Source organism: uncultured Tateyamaria sp. (assembly GCF_947503465.1).
GTDB lineage: Bacteria > Pseudomonadota > Alphaproteobacteria > Rhodobacterales > Rhodobacteraceae > Tateyamaria.
Genome location: NZ_CANNDN010000002.1, coordinates 515,697 through 535,087, shown reverse-complemented (window position 1 = coordinate 535,087; position 19,391 = coordinate 515,697). Strand labels below are relative to the sequence as shown.

The following is a 19,391-nucleotide window of genomic DNA, read 5'->3' as shown; positions in this document are numbered from 1 at the left end:
CCGGTCAGTTGATGGCTGATTTGAACTTGGCGGCCAGGGTTTCGCCAGCACCGTCATAGGCCTTGGGCACAATGCGATAGACCGCATTCACGGCGCAGAAAAACGCAAAGCCGACAAGGCCAACACACAAGACAGCGACAAGGACGCGCCCGAACGCCTGACCTCGAAGCCACTCGAACGCCTGGCCCATGCCACCGGCCTGCGACGAATCCGCCTGCAGCGCGGCATAGACGATCAGACCGCCGATGATCCCGACCACGGCCCCCTGCGCCAGCACGCCGCATTTCAGGACGATGTTGGCGCGCGCCGTAAACGCGTTGGCCTTCAGATTGCTGCGATAATCTTCCTTCAATCCCTTGCGGAAGTAATAGATCGACGCGCAGGCGGTCAGCGCACCCGCAATCCCGACAATCCAGCGCCCGCCGGGCATCTGCATCAGCGACGCGACCAGCCCGTCACTGCCACCGGATGACGACCCGATCAGGGCGGACAGCGCCAGAAACCCGATGCCAAGGTGGACAAGGCCGGTCACGATCATGCCCGTGCGGGCGATCAATCCTTTCGCATCCGTACCATAGGCTTCCAGGTCGGCGATGCTGTCGATCAGCCGCCAGAGCGCATAGGCCGCCATGCCAAGCGCGATCAGCACCAGCACGGGCCAGCCGCTTCCGGTCAATTGCTCCATCACGCCTTTTGTGCCTTCGGCCTGACCGCCCTGGGCGATCGACCAAAGCGAAAATCCGGACACGACAAGGTAGACCAGCGCGCGCCCGGCATAGCCCGCCCGCATGAACGGGACGGCCCATCGGTACTCATCGGGATTGACCTCCCGAAGGCGCTTTGCCCGATCAGACGTCCCGTCCAGTGCCAATGCTTGGGTGATATCCATGGGGCCGCTCCAACATGCTTGCGTCGCTCGACATTGGCAGACGCGTCGATGACCCAACAGCTGAGCAGGCGAAATCGTTCCGCAGCGCGCCATGACACGCATCGCTGTCCGCAGCGACGCTGATATCCGCAGGCGGGGCTGCGCCATCGTCAAATCCACACGCGTCGTTGGTGCCATGGCTGTTGGGGCAGGGCGCGGTTGCAAGGCAGCGTCGTCCACCACGGTCGCGTGCGGGTACGCAGCCGTATCCACGTCGGTCAGCGCGCCCTGTCCCGGATGCACGCTTTACCCAGGTCTGAAGGCCAATTGGTTCACCGCGGACAACAGGTCGGATTCCAGCACCGGCTTCGCCAGCCGCAACGCGGTCTTCAGCGTCTCGGGGGCTTCGAAGCTGCTTTCCGAATACCCCGACAGAAAGACAAAGGGCACGCCCAGGGCGTGGATTTCTTCGGCAAAGTCAAAGCTGGTTTTGCCACGGCCCAGGTTGACGTCCAGTATGGCGACGTCCGGGCGCCGCGACGCCACCGCCGCGCGTGCCGCCTCGACCGAATTGCACGGGCCCAGAACGAAGAACCCGTTGTCCTCCAGCATCATCTCCATGTCCATCGCGATGATCGCCTCGTCTTCGAGGATCAGAACGCTTCTTGGGTTCATGCGGGCATCTCCCGAACAAAACTTACTTCAAAGATCAGGCCATCCGGCGCAAAGTCGTTCTTCACGTCCGCGGACAGATCGCGGGCCAGCACTTTCTCAAGAATGAGAGAGCCGAACCCGCTGCGGTCCGGCGCCTTCTTGATTTTCGGACCATTCCGTTCGTGCCAAGTCAGGGTGACGGTCTCGTGCCCATCCTCCTGCGCATCGACGCGCGACGCAATGACAACCTTGCCATCCGGTACCGAAAGCGCGCCGTATTTCGCGGCATTTGTCGTCAATTCGTGCAACGCCATGCCCAAGGACAGCGCTTCGGAACTGTCCAGCGCGACATCGGGGCCCTGCCGTTCGAACACCGGTACCGGGCCGTCGGACGCATAGGGCGCCAGTTCTGCTGTCACCAGCTGATCCAGCGATGCGCCGGTCCAGCCGACGCCTGTCAGCAGGTTGTGTGTCCGCCCGATGGCCTGCAGCCGTTGGGACAGCCGCTTTTGGTAATCGGCGGCGGTGTCCGTGCCCTTCAGCAGCAGCTTGGAAATCGCGTTGATCGTGGCCAGGGTGTTCTTGACCCGATGTTCCAACTCTCCCAGCAGCAGGGTCTTTTGCGCGTCCGAGGCTTCGGCGGCGTCGCGCGCCTCGATCGCGTCGCTGATCTCAAAGGTAAACGAGGCAACGCCAGACACATCCCCATTGCCGTCGCGGATCGGCTCCAGCGTCTGCACGAACCAACCCTCTTCGAAATCCCCGTCCCCGTCGCGGTCGAAGACGGCCTTGAATTCCGGGATCCTCAGCGTTTCGCCGGTATCATACACCTGATCGAACCGCTCTATTACGCCTTGGCCCTTCAATTCGGGAATGGCGTCCAATATGGATTTTCCGATCAACTCCCGATGACCGCAGATCGCGTCATGCGGCGGGTTGGAATAGGTATAGACGTGGTTCGGCCCCTCGGTGATCGCCACAAACACGGGCGAGGCATCGAACAGCCGTTGCAGCCGCGCCCGGCTTTCCTCCAATTCCGCCTGGAGCCGTTTCTGATCCGTCACCTCGCGCACGCATGCGCCGATCGCGAACACCGTCTCGTCCGCCGAGACAGGATAGTAATCCGCAATCCAGTGCCGGGTGACGCCGGGTTCGGCTTGCGTCTCGCCCGTCACCTCCTCGCCAAGCACCGGTTCGCGGGTGTCGATGACCCGTTGAAAGGCGGCCTCGATCTTGTCTGCGATTTCCGGCAGCAATTCGCGTTGCGACTTTCCGATATGCGCGTCCACCGGATATCCGTTGATGGCGGCAAGGCTCTCGTTGATGCGCATCCAGCGAAAGTCCGTGTCCACCAGTGCCAGACCCACGGGGGTCGTGTCATACAGGTTCTCCAACTCGGCATATTGCCGCGCGAATTCCTGTTGGTTGCGCTGCAACGTATCTTCGTACTGCTTGCGCGACGTGATGTCGAAAAAGGACAGCACATAGCCGTCGATCAGGTTTTCGGTCGTCCGATACGGCCTGATGCGCAGCAGGTACGTCTCGCCCGAGGCATCGATGCCGATCTCGCGCTCAAGCGGCTGCAGGGTGTCGTCGACCTTTGCGGCGTCCTCTGCCAGTCCGGGATAATCCATCCTCGACGACAGGTCCGAAATCGGCCGCCCGATATCGCGCCTGCGGATGCCGAACAGCCGCGTGGTCGTGGGGGTGAAATTCCGCACACAGAAATTGCGATCCAGAAACAGAACGGCGACATCCGTGCTTTCGAACAGGTTCTTCAGGTCGCTGTTGACGCGCGTCAGCAAGCGGTTGTTTTCCTGCAACTCGGCGTTGACGGTTTCCAGTTCTTCGTTGATCGACTGCAATTCCTCGCGCGAGGTCTCAAGTTCCTCGTTCGAGCTTTGCAGCTCTTCGTTCATCGACAGCAGTTCCTCGTTGGTGTTCTTCAGCTCCTGGCTTGATGCCTCGTGTTCCTGCAAGATGGCCGACAATTGGCGGCGCAAGCTGAAATTCTCGGCCTCCAGCATGTCCTGATCCCGGGTCTCGCGCCGGGCGACGGCGTCGCTGACCGCCTCCTGAGCAAGGCTGCGCACACGGTTCAGCCGGATCAGAAACAGCGTGTCGTCCTGTTGGGTCGCCCCCAGGTGAACATCGACAAACGACGCGGACCCACCGTCGTCCAGCATCACGTCCTGTACCTCGATGATGCCGCCGCGTGCGCGGGCCTGTTTCAACGCGTTGCGGACGGGCAGGCGCAATTCGGGACGCAGATAGGCGTCGATATTGCTGGACGGCACACCGGATTTCGGTGCGACGAACGCGGTCATGCCTTCGGACAGAAAGACGATGTCACCACTGCCCGTCACCAGGGCATAGGGGGCTGCGAACCGGCTGAGGTATTCACGCTCGGCGATGGTCTGGCGCGCCGCGTCGGTCACCGCACCCGGCAGGGCCGCAATTTCGCCCGGTGTGGGGCGCGGGTGTGCGGTACGTGCCCGCGGCTTGGGATCACTCAGCGCAGAGTACCTGGTGACCGCCTCGTCGTTCTTTGCAAAGATCCTGTGGGTGCGGTCGACCTCAAGGAACAGGTTGTCCTCATCACCGACACCTTCCGAAGGCCCGAGCAGCAGATGCCCGCCCTCGCGCAGTGCAAAATGCAAGCGCGGCACAACGCGTGCCTGCAATTCGGCCGACAGGTAGATCATCAGATTACGACATGAAATCAGGTCCAGCCGGGAAAACGGTGGATCCTGTATCAGGTTGTGGGGGGCAAACACGCAGCAGTCGCGCAGGAACGGCACGGCCCTGTATTGCCCGTTCTCGATCGAGAAGAAGCGCGCGCGCTGCGCGTCGCTCAATGCCGACATCGAGGCGGGGGCAAACAGGCCATGGCGCGCGTTGAACAGCGCTGCGGTGTCGATATCGGTGCCGAACACCTGCAGCGCATGTTGCGCGCCCTGCGCCTCCATCTCTTCAAGGAACAGCATCGCGACGGTATAGGCCTCTTCGCCCGTGGAACAGCCCGGAACCCAGACGCGGATGTGGGTCTGGTCACGTGCCAGCAACGGGCGCACGACCTGCGTGCGCAGCGCGGCCCAGGTCTCCGGATCACGAAAGAACTTCGTCACGCCGATCAGGAAGTCCTGCGCCAGCAATTCGGCCTGCATGTCGTCCTGGGTCAGCACCTCAATGAATTGCGCGACCGACTGAACCCGCAAAAGTGCCATGCGCCGTTCGATACGTCGCACCAGCGTGCCGGGCTTGTACCGGGAAAAGTCATTGCCCGCCACATCCGCCAGGTGCGCGGTGATCTGGGGCAGGTGCGCCTCGACAGAGCTGCGCAGGTCGGCCTGCGCGGTGTCGTCCATCAACTGGCGGCGGTGCATGATGATCTCGTGCAGACGCACGGGTATCTGGCGCGCGGGCAGCACGAAATCCACCAGTCCGGTTGCCACGGCACTGTCCGGCATGCCCGGAAACCGCGCGCCGGTGCTTTCCTGCACCAGCGCGAACCCGCCCGCCGACTTGACCGCGCGCACCCCGTCGGACCCGTCCGTGCCGGTGCCCGACAGCACGACGCAATACGCGTCCCGTCCCTGCGCCTCGGCCAGCGACCGAAAGAACATGTCGATCGGCCGGAAAACACCGCGATCCTGCGATCGTTTCGTCAACTTGAAACGCCCGTCGGTCAAGTGCAGCGTAACCCCCGGCGGCACCATGTAGACATGGTCGGGACGCGGGATTTCCCCATCCTCGATCTGGGTGACAGGCACGGGCGCGACCGGTTGCAGCAACTGGTCCAGAATGGAATCCTGATCCGGCGACAGATGCTGCACGATGACAAAACACGCGCCAAGATTTGCAGGAATGTGCGCAACGACACTTTTCAGGGCGTCCAACCCGCCTGCGGATGCACCGATGCCGATGATGGGCGTTTCGGCCCGGGTGGGGTCAGTCTGTGTCATGCGGACTGCATTTCAGTCACCGGGCTAAGGCTGCAACTTTGCGGAAGAATCCCGAAAAACAGTGCAGTGATGTAAGCCCAGACATATACTTATCGCCGCACTTTGCCACTGTTCCGTTGCTTTGGTGCAAAAGACCACGGATCCGCCTGTCCTGCGATGTCCCCCCTGCCGTGTTCGCGAACCCGTGCGCTGGCCCAAGTGACACCGGGCTGCGCCTTGGGATCAGGTCCGAACGGGCACAACAGCGGCGCACGCCCGGCACATCCCGCGATGCCGGGCGAAACCGGCACCGCAGGACATCGTGGCAAAGACCAACGGGCCAGCCGTCATGCGGCCACCGTGTCAGGCCGCGTCCTTGTTGATCGTGCCGGTTGCCAGATCCGTCATGGCCCGGTCGCCGTCATAGGACTTGTTCAGGCATTCTTCCAGTTTCGACACGTCATCGCCATGGTCCATGCGCCGGGCAAATGCCAGGCACGAGCCGTAGCCCGCAATCGCGTAATGCGCCATGCGCTGGTATTGCGTGATGATCATCGCATCCTGTGCGGCACTGTCGCCAAAGTCCTGCTCCAACCCGTGTGCGCGCGCTTCCTTGACCAGACCTTCCATGCCCTTGCAATGCTCGCCCTCAGGGTCGGCATCATGGCCCTTGATGATGTGGCTGAGCGTGTCCATGCCCCGCTCGATCCCCTCGACCCCGCGTTCCAGCGCGTCCTTGAGGGATGGGTCCGTGGCGGCGTCGGCCAGCTTGCGGGTCACGCCGCTGGACTGTTTGCAGGCGCTGTGAATGTCCTGAAGCTGGTCGATATATACGTCATGAAGAGAGTTGAGAGCCATGGTGCGTCCTCCGGTTGCGGTTGTGCCGTTTGAAAGGCAACACGCGCCGGTCGATTTTGTTCCGGCGTGGGATGAAACGCGCAAGGACCGGGCAGGGACCATCCCAAAGCCCGGTGCCCCCGAGGTCTGAGATAGGACGCGTCAGCCCGCATCCTTTTGATGCGTCGCAAGGAAAAAGGGGCGTCCGTCTGAACGCCCCTTCTGACATTGGGGAACACGCGCGGCGCTAGTCCCGCACGCGGATCGCAAGGCCCAGCAGGAAACCGATACCGGCGGCACCAGCCAGCGCGAGGGCGGGATTGTCCCGCACGAATTGCGCCCCCTGGTCCGACGTGCGTTGCGCCGTGTCCGCCACCTGGCGCCGCGTGCTGTCCAGCGCGTCACCTGCCTGCGCGCGGCGGGTTTCGAATTCCTTGCGCGCGGCGTCGGCCAGGGTGTTGCCGTCTTTGCCGTTTTTCGTCTCGGTCGTTTGGTCGGGATGATATGTGGTCATTGAATGTGTCTCCTTTGCTGAATCAACGCCGCGCGGCGCAATCGGTTCCGCCGCTCTGACATCCGGCAGGGCCGGTCGCGCCTGTTCAGGCGGCGGGGTCTGCCGGGCCGCGCGCATTCAAAAGGACCGCGAGCCACAGGGTCAGCGGCAGCGCGACGATCGCCCCCACCGGTCCCCAAAGCCACAATCCGATCACGATGGACACAAACACGGCAAGCGGGCTGATGCGCAGGCGCTGCCCGACAAACCCTGGTGTCACGAACTGCGCCTCGATCATGTTCAGGCACAGGAACGCAAAGGGTGGCAGCAGCGAATAGCCACCGTTGAACTGCACCATGCCCACGATCAGCAGGCCGAACAGGATGGTGAGCGGCCCAAGATACAGGATGAAGTTCAACAGCCCCGCAGCCAGCCCCCACAGGACCGCGTTGTTCAACCCGATCAGGGACATGACCACGGCCACGGCAATGCCCAGGCCCGCGTTCACGATGGACACGGCCAGAAAATACTTGGCCACGGCACGGTCCGCCCGGAACAAGGTTTCGCTGAACCGGCCAGCGGCGGCATACAGGTCGGTGCGTGTCAGCATGAAGAAGAAAAGCGTGCCCGCGAAGATCAGCACGCTGGCCCCCAGATCCGGCGCAAGCCACAGCGCATCCATCATCGTGGGCAGTTCGGGGGCTTCGTCACCGCCCTCGGACGCGCCGACGGTCTGTTCTATCTCTTTCGAAATGGTTTCGATCCCGCGGATCAGGCCCGACGCGCTCTGGACCCAGCCTTCGATCTCGGCGCGGATTTCAGGCAACTGGGCCGCCATCGAATTCAAGAGCGGCTCAAGCAGGACAAATCCAAGGACCAGGCTGCCGCTGGTCAGCACAAGAAGCGCGGTGGCGATGGCGATGCGCGGGACACCCCAATCGTGCAGACGGTCTGCCAGCGGCGACGCGACGATCCCGACCACCAGTGCGAAACACATGGGCACAAGCACGGGGCGCGCCCATATCATGATGCCCCCGGCGGCGAAAATCGTCAGGATGAACAACATGACGGACCGGGCCCGCGGCGTCGACAGCAGGTTCAGAAAGTTCCCGCGTGCGGCTGCCACGGGCAGGGCCGGCGCCCGCTGCTCGTTCACGACGGTACTTGCAGGCTTGCCGCGTCGCGCGGGCCGGTTTCCGGCTCGCGGATCGCGTCGGCCACGGCATCGCGCGCCCGCGCCATCTCTGCCTGCAACGTGGTCCCGGCTTCGGCCATCATCGCATCGCGATGTGCGCCCAGCAGGTCATCTTCGCGCCGGGTCGACGGCAACAGGGCCGCCACCAGCGCCCCCACGCCAAAGGCTGCCGCAGCGCACCCGACGGGGTTGCGGCGCGCCATGCTGTGCGCCTGACCGGCCACTTTCGCAGCCTCCCGTTCCACGGCCTCCTGTGCGGAAATCGCGGCTTCCCGTGCATTCAGGATGCGCGCCTTCGCCGCGGGCGGCAAATTGTCCAGACCGCTGTGCAAAGCGGCCCGCAGGCGGCTGGCGCTGGCTGGCGCATGGGCGGCCTTTTCGTCCTTGCGCATCTGCGCATCCGCCGCGGCAACGCGTGCGTCAAAGCCCTCCATCGCCTCCTCTGGCGGAACTGCCATCGGCGCGTCGGCGGCGGGCACCGCATCGCCTTCGCCCCGGCGGCCCGTGTTGCTCAGCAACAGCGCCAGACCGGCCCCGACCAGCGCAAAGGCCGCCGGGTTTTCCCGCGCCGCTGTCCACGCCTGCCGACCCAGATCGGACCCGTAGGTGTTCGCAAGATCAGCGGCCTCGCGCTTGAGGCGGTCGGGCGCCAACGTGCTGCTCAGCACATCAAGCGAACGGGCAAGCTCGGCCCGGTCGCGGGCAACGCGCTGTTCGATATCGGGCAGAGATCCATCAGGCATCGGTTGCCTCCTTCATGGCATCAAGGTCTTGGGATAGGTTGTGCATGGTGCGGTCGGGCGACAGGGCGTCGGCCGTCAGGCGTGACTTGCCCACGAAGGCCAGAACTAGGGCCACAACAAGGCACCCGCCCCCCACGATCAGCGCGGCGGTGCCGACACTCATCTCCGTCGTCGCAAGGTAGGCCACCAGCGCCCCCGCCAGAACATCCAGCGCGGTCAGCGCGAGGATGGCGGCGACGCCGATGAGGGCCAGACCGGCCCCGGCCCGCGACAGGTTACGGGACAGCTCGGCCTTGGCCAGCGTCACCTCGTCCTGCATCAGCTGGCTCAATTGCCGGAACGCCTTCACCATCAGCGACGGCGTGTCCTTGATCTCGGCGTGTTGCGCCATCGTTCACGCCCCTCCGCTGGTGTTGTCGTTGACGCGCCAGACGTTGCCGTCCGTGGTCCCGCCGCGTGCGTGCGGATCGTTGTAGCCCTGCGCCGTGCGCCGTTCGGGATCACGCGACCGCATGAAACGGGTCGCGGCAAACCCCACAATGGCGGCCCCGGCGACAAACATCAGCGGGTTGCGCTGGGCCGCCTGTCCGACGCTGCGCGCCAGACGGTCGATATCGGTTGTGCGGATCTGTTCGGCAAGGTGATCGACTTGGCGGGCCACCTCTTCCAGTGCCTTGGCCTGGATCGAACCGGGGTCGAACTCATCGGCGGCTGCCTGCGCGGCCCCGGCGGTTTTTTCCGCCTCATCCGATACCATGTCGCGCGCGGCCTCGGCTTCTTTCCGGGCCTTTGCAGCGGCTGCATCGGATACGTCGGCCGCGGCGGTGGCGGCGCTTTCCTTGACCTTGTCAGCCAGGGGCTTCTGCGATGTCTGGGCCATGTCGTTCTCCTTGCGTGAATAAATATGTGCTTGGTCGATGAACGCGGGCGCTGCGACGAAAGTTCCCGGAACAATGGTGCGCACATGGCGTTGGTCCTGTACTTCAGCGGAGGATTTCCAATGTCTCGCGGACGCAACGCGCACACGCCCCGAAATATCACGGGCAAAGGGTGGCTTGATGTCGCCGCACGGGTGTGGTCGGGCATCGGCGACCTGCATCTTGGCCTTTTGGCGGCGGGCGTGGCGTTTTATGGTCTGCTGTCGCTTTTCCCGGCCATTTCGGCAGGCGTCGCGATCACCGGCATCGTCTACGACCCCGCGTCACTGGTGGATCAGGCCGGCTGGCTTTTGAACATGCTTCCGCAGGCCGCGCGCGACGTCATCACCGGGCAACTGTCCGAGGTGTCCGGCGCCGGGCAGGGGGCGCTGGGCCTTGCGGCCATCGTGTCGATCGCGCTGGCGCTGTGGTCCGCATCAAGTGCGACGGGCAGCCTCGTGGAAGGGCTGACCCTGATCTACGAGGAAGAGGACACGCGCGGCTTCCTCAAGTCCAAGGTGCTGGTGATCGGACTGACGCTTGCCATCCTTCTGGGGCTTGTGGTGATGGTGGTCGTTGTGGCGGCCATTCCTGCGGTGCTGACATTTGTGGGCGCGGGGCAGGGCCTGATCGATACGGCGCTGATGCTGCGCTGGCCGATCATGTTTGCGCTGGGCGTGCTGGGCATCGCCTTTCTGTATCGCCACGGTCCCGACCGGCGTGCGCCGCGCTGGCGGTGGGTGACGCCGGGTGCTGCGCTCAGTTGCGTGCTGTGGGTGGCGGGCACCTTCGGATTCAGCGTCTATGTCCAGTCCTTCGCCAGCTATAACGAGACCTTCGGCGCGCTGGCGGGTGTGATCATCCTGATGACATGGCTGTGGCTGTCGGCCTTTGTGGTGCTGCTGGGCGCGCTCCTGGATGCCGAGCTTGAGGCGCAGACCGCCCGCGACACGACCGTCGGACCCGACCGCCCCATGGGCGAGCGTGGCGCGGTCAAGGCCGACACGCTGGGTGCCCGCCGCGACCAGAATGATGGGGCGGATGCGGAACAGGTAGGCGCGACCGCGCGTTGAGTTTGCAACCTGACACATGACCGATTGGACCCTGCCATGGACCTTGTTCGCATCATCATTGCCATCTTGCTGCCCCCGCTTGGTGTCTTTCTTCAGGTGGGCATTGGCAAGCATTTCTGGATCAACATCCTGCTGACCCTGCTGGGCTACATTCCGGGGATTGTACATGCCATATACATCATCGCCCGCAGATGACGCCGCTACCACGCAGGCACGTGCCGCGCGGCGCGACCGTGTCGCCCGCCTTGACCGGCTGGCCACCGCGCTGGACGCGCGGTTTCGTGTCTTCGGCATTCCGGTGGGCTGGGATTCCATCCTCGGGCTTATTCCCGGTGTTGGCGACGTCGCTACCGCCTTGCCCGGCGCCGCCATGTTCTACGAAGCGCGGCGCATGGGGGCGCGACGCCGGGCCCGCACCCGCATCGCGATCAACACCGGCATCGACCTGGCGGTGGGGGCAATCCCGCTTGTGGGCGACCTCTTTGACCTCGCGTTCAAGTCGCACCGCCGCAACATCGAGATTTTGAAGGCCGAACTGGCCCGGACCGAGGCGCAGGAGGGCCTGCCGCCGCCTGCGCCACACCAAACCAACACATCAGAAACGGAGGCATAGAGATGGCAGACCGACACAGATCGAAAGACGGCAGCCGCGACAGCGACAAGGTACTGGGCGAAACGGGCCCTGTAAGCCAGCAGGGCCGCAGCGGCGGCACGCTGCAACGCGACATTGCCAGCCGCGACGAGGAAAAGCGCGCGACCGAGCGCCCCGCCGGTCAGACGCGCGTCACGAAATCCGACAAGACAGGAGACAAAGATGCGTAAATCAGGCTTGCCCCAGAGCACATGGGTGATCGTCGCCGACGGAGAAAAGGCGCTGTTCCTGAAGAACCAGGGCGACGATATGGACATGGACCTGACCGTCATCCGCAAGGACGAACAGGACAATCCACCGGCGCGCGAGTGGGCCGCCAACCGCCCCGGTCGCTTCAACGACGGGCCGGGCGTGCAGCGGTCTGCCGTGGATGACACCGACTGGCACGAGCTGGAAAAGGAACGCTTTGCCTCGGACCTGGCCGACCGGCTGTACAAATATGTGCACAAGGGTGCGTTCGACCATATCGTGCTGATCGCCAGCCGCGTCGTGCTCAGCCAGTTGCGCGCGGAACTGCACCAAGAGGTGCAGGACCGGGTGATCTTCGACATTGCCAAGGTGCTGACAAACCACCCCATCGACGAGATCGAAAAGCACCTCGCGCGGGATCTGGCCGACGCGGACTGAACCGGTGGAACCGGACGGACGCGCGGCGCGTTGACCAAGTGAACACAGACGAGAAAAGGAGACTGCGATGAATTGGGACCAGATCAAAGGCAACTGGAACGAAACAAAGGGCAAGCTGCGCCAGCAATATGGCGATTTGACCGATGACGAACTGGAACAAGCCAAAGGCAGCCAGGAAGAACTGGTGGGCCTGATCCAGAAGAAATACGGCAAGACCAAAGAGGAAGCGGAACGCGAACTCGACAGCATGTCGGCCTGATCAAACAACACCGCCGCGACCCTTTCTCCTCCCTCGGGTCGCGGCAACTGCTTCTGGTCGGCCTTCGGGCCGGCTTTTTTTATGCCGGATCGGTCCGGGCGGCGTGGACCTGATCGCGGCCCCTTGCATAGGCGCGTGCCGCCACGACCAGCGCGCGGAAGATGCGGCGTTGGCGGCGGGCATAGAACAGGTGTTCGGGGTGCCACTGCACGCCCAGGGCAAAGGGGTCGCGCACCCGCTCGACCCCCTGCACCATCCCGGCGGTGTCGCGGGCGCACACACGCAGGCCGCGGCCCAGAGTGTCCACCGCCTGCGTGTGCAGCGCGTTGACCTGCATCGGTGCGGTGCCTGCATGCCGCGCCAGGTGGCTGTCCGGCACCACGCGCACCGCGCGACGCGGCAGGATGGTTTTCACGAAATCGGCGTCCGGGTAAATGTCCCACGCGTCCTGATGCAGCGTGCCGCCAAGCGCCACGTTCAGCATCTGCGCGCCCCGGCAGATCCCCAGCACGGGGATGTTCCGGCCCAAGGCCTCGTCCGCAAGGCGCCGTTCCAGCGCATCGCGGGCGGCATCGATGCGCGCACTCAGGCGCACGTCACCGTCATATAGCTCGGGCGAGATGTCGTCGCCGCCCCCGATGATCAGGCCGTCCACGCGGTCAAGATCAGCGGGGCGTCCCGCGCCCCAGCGCACGCCGCGCCCACCGGCCAGCCACAGGTTCAGGTTGACCAGCGGAAAGATGCGCCAGCCCGACCGGGTCGAGGTGGTGATGGCAATGCAGGGGCGTGTCATGGGCTCAGGCGCGCGACAGCTCGCTGTGCGATTTCAGCACGCGGTCGCCATCGTCCTGTTCGATCATGTAGGCGGGGCACCCGGCATCTGCCTTGCGCGTGACCTCGTTGCCCTTGATCGTGCGCGTGACATCATCGGTAAAGCGTTCGACAACCTTGCCGGTGCCGGTGCCGCCGCCCCAGTTCCATTCCACGGTGTCGCCCTTGGAAAACGTGCTCACCAGATCCTCCTTCAGCCCCTGAGGGCGTCAATCAATTCATCCTTGGTCATGTCCGACCGGCCCGCGATGTCCAGTTCGCGGGCCCGGTCCATCAAGTCGTCCTTGGTCCAGTCCTCGTAGGGCGGGGTGGACCCGCCCTTGGCGGATGGGTCCATGTCATCGCTGGCCTGCGCGTTGGCGATGGCTGCCGCCTTGGACTTGTCGTAGCCCTTGTCGCGCAGGCTTTCATAGGTGTCGTCATCCTTGATGGATGGCCCGTGATCCTTGGTCATTCCGCGTCTCCTTTGCCATGTGGCAACGCGCGAACTGGACAAAGGTTCCGGCATTCGTGTGGTGAAAACCGATAATTTTCAACAGGTTGATCGGCATTGCCAATGGGCAACGCCACCCCTCAGCCATAGGTATGCGCGATAAAGCGTTCGAACGCCCCGCGCAGGGCCTTTTCCCCGAGGGTGGGGGAAAAGCGCAGCGTGACCTCGTTGCCCCGGCGCTGCATCGTGATGGGGGCGTCGTGTATGGACCGGCGGAACTGACGCGCACCGCGGGGCAGGCGCGGTGGGCGGCACACGGCGGCACGCAGGCGCGACACAACCCGTGCGGCGGGCAGCGCGGTGCCCTCTGCTGTGATCGCCGCGGCGGCGGCCAGAACATCGGGGGCGGTCTCGGGGTCGGCCAGCAGGTGCCCGATCTGGCGGGCATGGCGTTCGCGGATCTCAGCGGGATCGGCAAAGGCGGCCACGATGTCCTGCGGCAGGCGGGCCAGTTGCAGGTGCCGGCTCAGCCAGGCGGCGCTGACCTGCATCCGCGCGGCCATGCGTGCCTGCACCCCGTCGTAATAGGTGTCCAGCGCCGCCGCGTATGACCGGGCCCGGTCATAGTCGCTGATGTCGGTCCGGGTCCGGTTTTCGAGGTCGGCCACGCGGAACGCTGCCTCGTCCGTCAGCGCGCGCAATTCGACCAGGAACCCGATGTCCATACCCGCCGCGCGCAGATGCGTGACGGCGTGGTGGCGACGGGCGCCGCAGATGATCTCGTACCTGTGGGTGTCGTCCTGGGGCAGGGGCCGGACGATGGCGGGCAGTTCCTGTCGGCCCTGCGTGCGCAGGCTGTCGATCAGATCGGCGCAGGCGTCATCGGTCAGGGTGCGGGCGGCACGGGGATTGCCCGGCCACAGACGGCACAGGGCGGGATCGATCAGTTGGAAGTCATTTGGCATGTCATGTCCTTTGCAATGCAAAAACCGCGCACAGATTTACCTGCGCGCGGATGCGGATGTGCGGGACAATGATTGACAAACGGCGACGGCACCGTTCGGTGGTCTGCGTCAGTTTTCGGGATCGCTTTCCAGAACGGGCGCGTCATCCGCGAAAAACGCGTCAAGCGGCCCGTCGCCGTCTACGGAAAAGGCGACATTGAACAAAAAGACAAGGGCAGCAAAGACTGCAACGATCGCCATGCCCCAAAGCGCGGGGCGGTGGCGTCTCTTTTGACGTTCGATATTTGTGTTCGGGGCTGACATGTGTGGCCTCCCTTGGGTTTGCGTGTCTGTTTATGAAACGCACGCCGCGGTCAAAACGTTGCGCGGCATCCGTTTGCGTGATGGGTGCACTGCGGCCTGCCTCGCAGCCACAGGCCCTACACCCGGCCGTGCCATCCGCGCCTAGCCTGACTGCGCGTCACGGGGCGACGTGACGGGGAAACTTTGATCCCTGAACTTGTCGAGCAAGGCCTTGAACCTGTCGGGGACGTCGTCGTCCACGGTTTCCCGAAATGCACGTCTGAGGTTGTCCTGAATATGGGTCTGCGACGTCTCTGCCCGTTTATTCGTTATCATGTGTCGCTGCCTTTTTGTGTCGCCAAGATGTTTCGGTTGTGGAACCAAACGCATAGAGTCGACGTTAAGTTCCGTTATTTGTTGAGAGGACGCCCTTCCATGACATCCAATGCCGCTCCGGCACCGCTTGCGGACGCGATCAGCCCGGCCTTGCCGTACCTGCGCAGATATGCGCGCGCCCTGACGGGAAGCCAGACCAGCGGTGACGCCTACGCCGCTGCAACGCTCGAGGCCATTCTCGGGGACGAAGCCAGCTTTGACCGGTCACTGTCGGACAAGGTGGCGCTGTTTCGTGTCTTTCACGTGATCTGGCACGGCGGCAACGTCGCTGCCGACGGGACGGAAACCGGTCTGAAGGCCACCGCGCGCAAGCATCTCGACAAATTGACGCCGAACAGCCGCGAGGCCCTGTTGCTGTCCACGGTCGAGGAGTTCACGGTGTCCGAGATCGCCCAGATCATGGGCATCGACGGGCAGGAAGCGGACCTGCTGGTCGCCACCGCCTACCGCGAGATGGGCAACGCCATCGCGGGCAAGGTCATGATCATCGAGGACGAGGCGATCATCGCCATGGACCTGGAGGCGCTTGTGGCCGAATGCGGCCACGCGGTGACGGGTATCGCCCGTACGCGCAGCGCCGCCGTCGATCTGGGGCGGCGAACGCCACCCGACCTGATCCTGGCCGACATCCAACTGGCCGACGATTCGTCGGGTATTGATGCCGTGCGCGACCTCTTGGCGGACCTGGGCGATGTTCCGGTGATCTTCATCACCGCATTCCCCGAACGGTTGCTGACCGGGGACCGGCCGGAACCGGCTTTTCTGATCACCAAGCCGTTCAGCGAACCGCAGGTGCGCACCGCGATCAGCCAGGCGATGTTCTTTTCATCGACCGAAACGCTGAAGGCGTAAAAAAGTGGTTTGAAAACAGCCACGGCGGGAACCGACCTTCGCCGCGGCGCGTTCATCTGACGTAACCTTGATGGAAACGAAGGAGAACCATTATGACACGCTTTCTCACAAGCACCGCCGCCGTTCTGGCCCTGTCCACGTCTGCCGTATTCGCGCAGTCCGAGACCAAGGACAACCGGTGGGAGATGCACAACAACACAGCCAAAAGCGCCATGTCCAGCGAAGAGCTGTCGCAGGCCCAAGGCACGCTGATCCGCTCGCGCGACATCACCGGTGGGGCAATCTACACGATGAACCAGGCCAATGACGAAGGCTGGGACCCGGAAATGAACCATGAAGAGGTTGGCGCCGACTGGAACAAGATCGGCGAGATCGAAGACCTCGTGCTGACCAGCGACGGCAAGGTGACAGGGATCGTCGCCGAAGTCGGCGGCTTTCTGGACATCGGCGACAAGCACGTCGTGATTTCCGTGTCGGACCTGAACCTGGTGGCCGTGGATGACAAGACCTACGCCTATGTGACCAAGTACAACGAAGAAGACCTGGAAGAGATGCAAGGCGTCGATGAAGGGTTCTGGAACTGATCCGCTAGGGGTCATTCAGGATTGGGAAAGGGGGGCGTTTCGCCCCCCTTTTTCTGTGGTGCCGACGGGATGACGTCTGACAAGCTGCGCGGACTGGCGTCAGTGGCTTGACAGGAGCGCGCCCATATCCTGTATTTGGCGTCTCTGGGGCAATGCGCGGATCGAACCCTTTGAACGATGACACCACTTCGCACGAGACACTGACTGGAACAAGCTTTCTGGATGCGCTGTCGCACGCCCCCTTTGCCATCGTCATCACCAACCCGCGGCACGCCGACAATCCGATTGTCTATGTGAACGACACCTTCACCGAAATGACCGGCTATGCACGGGACTTTGCCGTGGGCCAGAACTGCCGCTTCCTGCAGGGCGACGACCGGCAGCAGGACGGGATCGTCGCGCTGCGCAAGGCAGTGGCCGAAGGTCGGGAGATCACGGTTGATCTGAACAACTACCGTCCCGACGGCGTGATGTTCCGCAACCAGCTCACGATTTCGCCGCTCTATTCCCAAGAGGGCGATCTGTCCTTTTTCCTTGGCATCCAGATGGAGCTGGAGGCGAAGAAGGACGACCCGAAGACCGAAGCCGATCGCCGCGTGCGCACGGCTCTCGAAGAGATACAGCACAGGGTCAAGAACCATCTGTCCATGGTCGTGGGCTTGATCCGCATGCAGTCGCGTCAATCCGGCGACAGCGGCGCGCAGGATTTCAACACGTTGGCGCGCCGGGTCGAGGCGCTGCAGCTTCTGTATGCCGAACTTGCCGACAAGAGTGGCGCAGAGACAGAGAACCCGGAAGACGAACTGGTGGCCCTTGGGGCGTATCTGTCGCGGATCGCGAACGCGCTGGGCCATCTTGAGGGGCGCAGCGGCATCCGGGTAAATGTCGAGGCCGAGAAGATGAGCGTGCCGTTCCAGGTCGCGACCCAAGTCGGTCTGGTCTTGTCCGAGTTGATGACAAACGCCCTTCAGCACGCATTTGTCGACCGTGAGGAAGGCTTGCTCGAGATCGAGGCCAAGACCCTGAGCAACGGGGTGCTGCGGCTTGTCGTTTCGGATGACGGGCACGGCATTCCCGATGGTGTGAATTGGCCGCAGGACGGCAATCTGGGCAGTCGCATCGTGCGCCAGCTGGTCAGGGATCTGGACGCATCGCTTGATGTGGCCAGCGGCGGAGTGCAGGGCACGACCCTGACCCTGGACGTGCCGGAAGCATCGCTGGCGCAGGTCGAGGTCGAGAAAGCCTAGCGCGGCTGATCGCGTGCCCTTCGCCGCTCAGATGGCTGGCACCGATGACAGCGGCAGGCGCAATTCCAGATCGACCGCCATACCCTGTTCCACGACCGCGCCATAGCTGTGCAACAGGCCCAGCATCGCGTGATTGTCGCGGTGGACCAGCGCGATAAAAGCGGTCACGCCGCACCCGCGCGCCGCCTGGGCCAAAGTCTCCAGCAACACCCGCCCCGCGCCTTGTCCCTGAAAGGCGTCCACCACGGTCAGCGCCATCTCTGCGTCGGGGCCCGCCGGGTCCAGACGGATAAAGCGGGCCAGTCCCACGGGTGTGGTGTCCGGTTGGGTGACGGCCCCGAGCGCCAGGCTATCGTCGTCCCCGGCGTCCGTGAGACGCGCCAGTTCCGCGTCGCTGAGCGCGCCGCGCGTCGCGAGGAAGCGCATGAAGCGCGACTGGTCGGACAGGTGTGCAAAACCGTCGCGGATCAGCGCGCCGTCGCGTTCCTCGACCGGTCGTATCTCGACCTCGTGGCCCGATTTCAGCCTGGCCCGCCGTGGCAGAATGTCATGCGCGTGATGCCTGCACCCCGTCATGTGTCGCCTTCCCCATGTCAAAGCCCCCGCCGCGCGGACCGGCGCGGGCGGGGGCACCTGGTGCAAATGCGGCGCGTCCGCGGGTCGGGTGCGCGGCGCGCCGCATCGAAGAACCGGACCCGTTACACCGGGCTGCGCGCGGCTTTGGGGCCTGCAATCAACCAGACGATAAAGCCCAGGACGGGCAGCAGGAGGATCAACAGCACCCACAGGACCTTGGCCCCCGTCGATGCGGCCGAGCCGATGATGCTGACGATGGCCCAGATGTTGAGGACCAACAGGATTAAGCCGCCGATGCCATATATCTCTACCACGAGGGATCTCCTTTTTTTCAACGTGACACGACCATAACCTGCCGGTCGGCCAGACGGTTCCATCGTGCGGTGCCGTGACCACATCCGCTGGCGGCCCCGATGTCGGGATCGGCCCTGCCGTCCCGGCGCGTCCCATTGACCGCCTGCCACATCTTGCCGATAGTTTCGCCCAAGGGGATCGGCAAGGAGCATAGGATGACGCGTCGCGATGCCAGGACGGTCAATGACGAGATCGACAGCAACCTCAAACGGGCCTTTGCCGAGGTGGCCGAAGAACCGGTGCCCGATCACCTGCTGAAATTGCTGGATCGCCTGCGATCGCAGGACGCGGACACGGCGGATGGCGACCCGCCAAAGGACCCTCCGGACCGGAACGACACCGCCTGACCCCTGCGACTGGGCCGCGCGCGGGAATGTACCGGGGAACCGGTCGGGGCGGCGCGTGTTCTTCCCGCGTCATGGGGGAGAACGGACATGAACTGGGACGGCATCCAGGCGCACTGGCCCGCGCTGAAAAGATCGTTACGCAAAGAACATCCTGATCTTGACCTGGACGCGCTGGAGAGAACGCCCGAGGGGCGTCGCCACGTGTTGCAATTGCTGGATGCGCGGTAAGGATTTGCCGCACCGAAGGCCAAGGATGACGTGA

At 63.9% G+C, this 19,391-nt stretch carries 29 protein-coding genes; 11 read left to right on the top strand and 18 right to left on the bottom strand.

The window, feature by feature from the left end; all coding sequences use genetic code 11:
• Positions 1-4 precede the first annotated feature (4 nt).
• The 9 genes from Q0844_RS15215 to Q0844_RS15175 all read right to left on the bottom strand — a co-directional run bounded on the left by Q0844_RS15215 (position 5) and on the right by Q0844_RS15175 (position 9,614).
• The gene (locus tag Q0844_RS15215; protein WP_299046462.1) at positions 5-889 is read right to left on the bottom strand and encodes a DUF1206 domain-containing protein; all 885 of its coding nucleotides are present in this window, start codon (positions 887-889) and stop codon (positions 5-7) included.
• 285 nt (positions 890-1,174) lie between these two features.
• The gene (locus Q0844_RS15210) at positions 1,175-1,543 is read right to left on the bottom strand and encodes a response regulator (protein WP_299046460.1); all 369 of its coding nucleotides are present in this window, start codon (positions 1,541-1,543) and stop codon (positions 1,175-1,177) included.
• Positions 1,540-5,487, bottom strand: coding sequence for a chemotaxis protein CheB (locus tag Q0844_RS15205; RefSeq protein ID WP_299046457.1), 3,948 nt, complete (start codon positions 5,485-5,487; stop codon positions 1,540-1,542). Before Q0844_RS15205 ends, Q0844_RS15210 begins: the two co-directional genes overlap by 4 nt.
• Before the next feature lie 342 nt (positions 5,488-5,829).
• Positions 5,830-6,324 carry a ferritin-like domain-containing protein gene (locus Q0844_RS15200; RefSeq protein WP_299046455.1) on the bottom strand — a complete coding sequence of 165 codons (495 nt, stop codon included), beginning with the start codon at positions 6,322-6,324 and terminating at the stop codon, positions 5,830-5,832.
• Between the two features lie 226 nt (positions 6,325-6,550).
• Entirely contained in the window at positions 6,551-6,817 is a 267-nt protein-coding gene (locus Q0844_RS15195; protein WP_299046453.1) for a hypothetical protein, read from the bottom strand.
• Between the two features lie 85 nt (positions 6,818-6,902).
• Positions 6,903-7,952, bottom strand: a complete 1,050-nt coding sequence (locus tag Q0844_RS15190) for an AI-2E family transporter (protein WP_299046452.1) — start codon at positions 7,950-7,952, stop codon at positions 6,903-6,905.
• On the bottom strand, positions 7,949-8,734 hold the full coding sequence (locus Q0844_RS15185) for a hypothetical protein (protein ID WP_299046451.1): 786 nt from the start codon (positions 8,732-8,734) through the stop codon (positions 7,949-7,951). Before Q0844_RS15185 ends, Q0844_RS15190 begins: the two co-directional genes overlap by 4 nt.
• Complete coding sequence (locus tag Q0844_RS15180; RefSeq protein WP_299046449.1) at positions 8,727-9,125, bottom strand: phage holin family protein; 399 nt, start codon at positions 9,123-9,125, stop codon at positions 8,727-8,729. Before Q0844_RS15180 ends, Q0844_RS15185 begins: the two co-directional genes overlap by 8 nt.
• 3 nt (positions 9,126-9,128) lie before the next feature.
• Positions 9,129-9,614, bottom strand: a complete 486-nt coding sequence (locus tag Q0844_RS15175; protein ID WP_299046447.1) for a hypothetical protein — start codon at positions 9,612-9,614, stop codon at positions 9,129-9,131.
• Between the two features lie 120 nt (positions 9,615-9,734).
• On the opposite strand from Q0844_RS15175, the gene Q0844_RS15170 reads away from it, so the two are divergent.
• The 6 genes from Q0844_RS15170 (at position 9,735) to Q0844_RS15145 (ending at position 12,262) form a co-directional block, all read left to right on the top strand.
• On the top strand, positions 9,735-10,724 hold the full coding sequence (locus Q0844_RS15170) for a YihY/virulence factor BrkB family protein (protein WP_299046445.1): 990 nt from the start codon (positions 9,735-9,737) through the stop codon (positions 10,722-10,724).
• A gap of 36 nt (positions 10,725-10,760) precedes the next feature.
• Complete coding sequence (locus Q0844_RS15165) at positions 10,761-10,919, top strand: YqaE/Pmp3 family membrane protein (protein WP_076626391.1); 159 nt, start codon at positions 10,761-10,763, stop codon at positions 10,917-10,919.
• Positions 10,891-11,337: a DUF4112 domain-containing protein gene (locus Q0844_RS15160; RefSeq protein ID WP_299046441.1), complete on the top strand. Its 447-nt coding sequence runs from the start codon at positions 10,891-10,893 to the stop codon at positions 11,335-11,337. Before Q0844_RS15165 ends, Q0844_RS15160 begins: the two co-directional genes overlap by 29 nt.
• 2 nt (positions 11,338-11,339) lie before the next feature.
• Positions 11,340-11,546, top strand: a complete 207-nt coding sequence (locus Q0844_RS15155) for a hypothetical protein (protein WP_299046439.1) — start codon at positions 11,340-11,342, stop codon at positions 11,544-11,546.
• Positions 11,539-12,003, top strand: coding sequence for a host attachment family protein (locus Q0844_RS15150; RefSeq protein ID WP_299046437.1), 465 nt, complete (start codon positions 11,539-11,541; stop codon positions 12,001-12,003). Before Q0844_RS15155 ends, Q0844_RS15150 begins: the two co-directional genes overlap by 8 nt.
• Before the next feature lie 67 nt (positions 12,004-12,070).
• Positions 12,071-12,262 (top strand): CsbD family protein, encoded by a 192-nt coding sequence (locus Q0844_RS15145; RefSeq protein WP_299046435.1) that lies wholly within the window; start codon positions 12,071-12,073, stop codon positions 12,260-12,262.
• A 79-nt stretch (positions 12,263-12,341) separates the two neighbouring features.
• Here Q0844_RS15145 and Q0844_RS15140 read toward each other — a convergent pair whose 3' ends face one another.
• The 6 genes from Q0844_RS15140 to Q0844_RS15115 form a co-directional block, all read right to left on the bottom strand.
• Positions 12,342-13,055 carry a gamma-glutamyl-gamma-aminobutyrate hydrolase family protein gene (locus tag Q0844_RS15140; protein ID WP_299046433.1) on the bottom strand — a complete coding sequence of 238 codons (714 nt, stop codon included), beginning with the start codon at positions 13,053-13,055 and terminating at the stop codon, positions 12,342-12,344.
• Positions 13,056-13,059: 4 nt separating this feature from the next.
• The gene (locus tag Q0844_RS15135; protein ID WP_299046431.1) at positions 13,060-13,275 is read right to left on the bottom strand and encodes a DUF2945 domain-containing protein; all 216 of its coding nucleotides are present in this window, start codon (positions 13,273-13,275) and stop codon (positions 13,060-13,062) included.
• 11 nt (positions 13,276-13,286) lie between these two features.
• Positions 13,287-13,547 carry a Rho termination factor gene (locus Q0844_RS15130; protein ID WP_299046429.1) on the bottom strand — a complete coding sequence of 87 codons (261 nt, stop codon included), beginning with the start codon at positions 13,545-13,547 and terminating at the stop codon, positions 13,287-13,289.
• Between the two features lie 119 nt (positions 13,548-13,666).
• Positions 13,667-14,491: a ParB/RepB/Spo0J family partition protein gene (locus tag Q0844_RS15125; protein ID WP_299046426.1), complete on the bottom strand. Its 825-nt coding sequence runs from the start codon at positions 14,489-14,491 to the stop codon at positions 13,667-13,669.
• 108 nt (positions 14,492-14,599) lie between these two features.
• On the bottom strand, positions 14,600-14,794 hold the full coding sequence (locus tag Q0844_RS15120; protein WP_299046425.1) for a hypothetical protein: 195 nt from the start codon (positions 14,792-14,794) through the stop codon (positions 14,600-14,602).
• Positions 14,795-14,935: 141 nt separating this feature from the next.
• Positions 14,936-15,109 (bottom strand): NepR family anti-sigma factor, encoded by a 174-nt coding sequence (locus Q0844_RS15115; protein ID WP_299046423.1) that lies wholly within the window; start codon positions 15,107-15,109, stop codon positions 14,936-14,938.
• Between the two features lie 99 nt (positions 15,110-15,208).
• Between Q0844_RS15115 and Q0844_RS15110 the strand changes: the two genes are divergently transcribed.
• The 3 genes from Q0844_RS15110 to Q0844_RS15100 all read left to right on the top strand — a co-directional run bounded on the left by Q0844_RS15110 (position 15,209) and on the right by Q0844_RS15100 (position 17,852).
• Positions 15,209-16,021: a response regulator gene (locus tag Q0844_RS15110; RefSeq protein WP_299046421.1), complete on the top strand. Its 813-nt coding sequence runs from the start codon at positions 15,209-15,211 to the stop codon at positions 16,019-16,021.
• Between the two features lie 92 nt (positions 16,022-16,113).
• Positions 16,114-16,605 (top strand): PRC-barrel domain-containing protein, encoded by a 492-nt coding sequence (locus Q0844_RS15105; protein ID WP_299046420.1) that lies wholly within the window; start codon positions 16,114-16,116, stop codon positions 16,603-16,605.
• A gap of 170 nt (positions 16,606-16,775) precedes the next feature.
• On the top strand, positions 16,776-17,852 hold the full coding sequence (locus Q0844_RS15100) for a PAS domain-containing protein (RefSeq protein WP_299046419.1): 1,077 nt from the start codon (positions 16,776-16,778) through the stop codon (positions 17,850-17,852).
• Positions 17,853-17,879: 27 nt separating this feature from the next.
• Here the strand turns inward: Q0844_RS15100 and Q0844_RS15095 are convergent, their stop codons facing one another.
• The 3 genes from Q0844_RS15095 to Q0844_RS15085 all read right to left on the bottom strand — a co-directional run bounded on the left by Q0844_RS15095 (position 17,880) and on the right by Q0844_RS15085 (position 18,915).
• Positions 17,880-18,428, bottom strand: coding sequence for a GNAT family N-acetyltransferase (locus tag Q0844_RS15095; RefSeq protein ID WP_299046418.1), 549 nt, complete (start codon positions 18,426-18,428; stop codon positions 17,880-17,882).
• A 122-nt stretch (positions 18,429-18,550) separates the two neighbouring features.
• Positions 18,551-18,742 (bottom strand): PLDc N-terminal domain-containing protein, encoded by a 192-nt coding sequence (locus Q0844_RS15090; protein ID WP_299046417.1) that lies wholly within the window; start codon positions 18,740-18,742, stop codon positions 18,551-18,553.
• Positions 18,743-18,759: 17 nt separating this feature from the next.
• A complete protein-coding gene (locus Q0844_RS15085) occupies positions 18,760-18,915 on the bottom strand; it encodes a hypothetical protein (RefSeq protein ID WP_299046416.1) in 156 nt (51 codons plus the stop codon).
• Between the two features lie 22 nt (positions 18,916-18,937).
• Here Q0844_RS15085 and Q0844_RS15080 point away from each other — a divergent pair, with 22 nt between their 5' ends.
• Both Q0844_RS15080 and Q0844_RS15075 read left to right on the top strand, forming a co-directional pair.
• Complete coding sequence (locus Q0844_RS15080) at positions 18,938-19,129, top strand: NepR family anti-sigma factor (RefSeq protein ID WP_299046415.1); 192 nt, start codon at positions 18,938-18,940, stop codon at positions 19,127-19,129.
• An 87-nt stretch (positions 19,130-19,216) separates the two neighbouring features.
• Positions 19,217-19,357 carry a hypothetical protein gene (locus Q0844_RS15075; RefSeq protein WP_299046414.1) on the top strand — a complete coding sequence of 47 codons (141 nt, stop codon included), beginning with the start codon at positions 19,217-19,219 and terminating at the stop codon, positions 19,355-19,357.
• Positions 19,358-19,391: the final 34 nt, after the last annotated feature.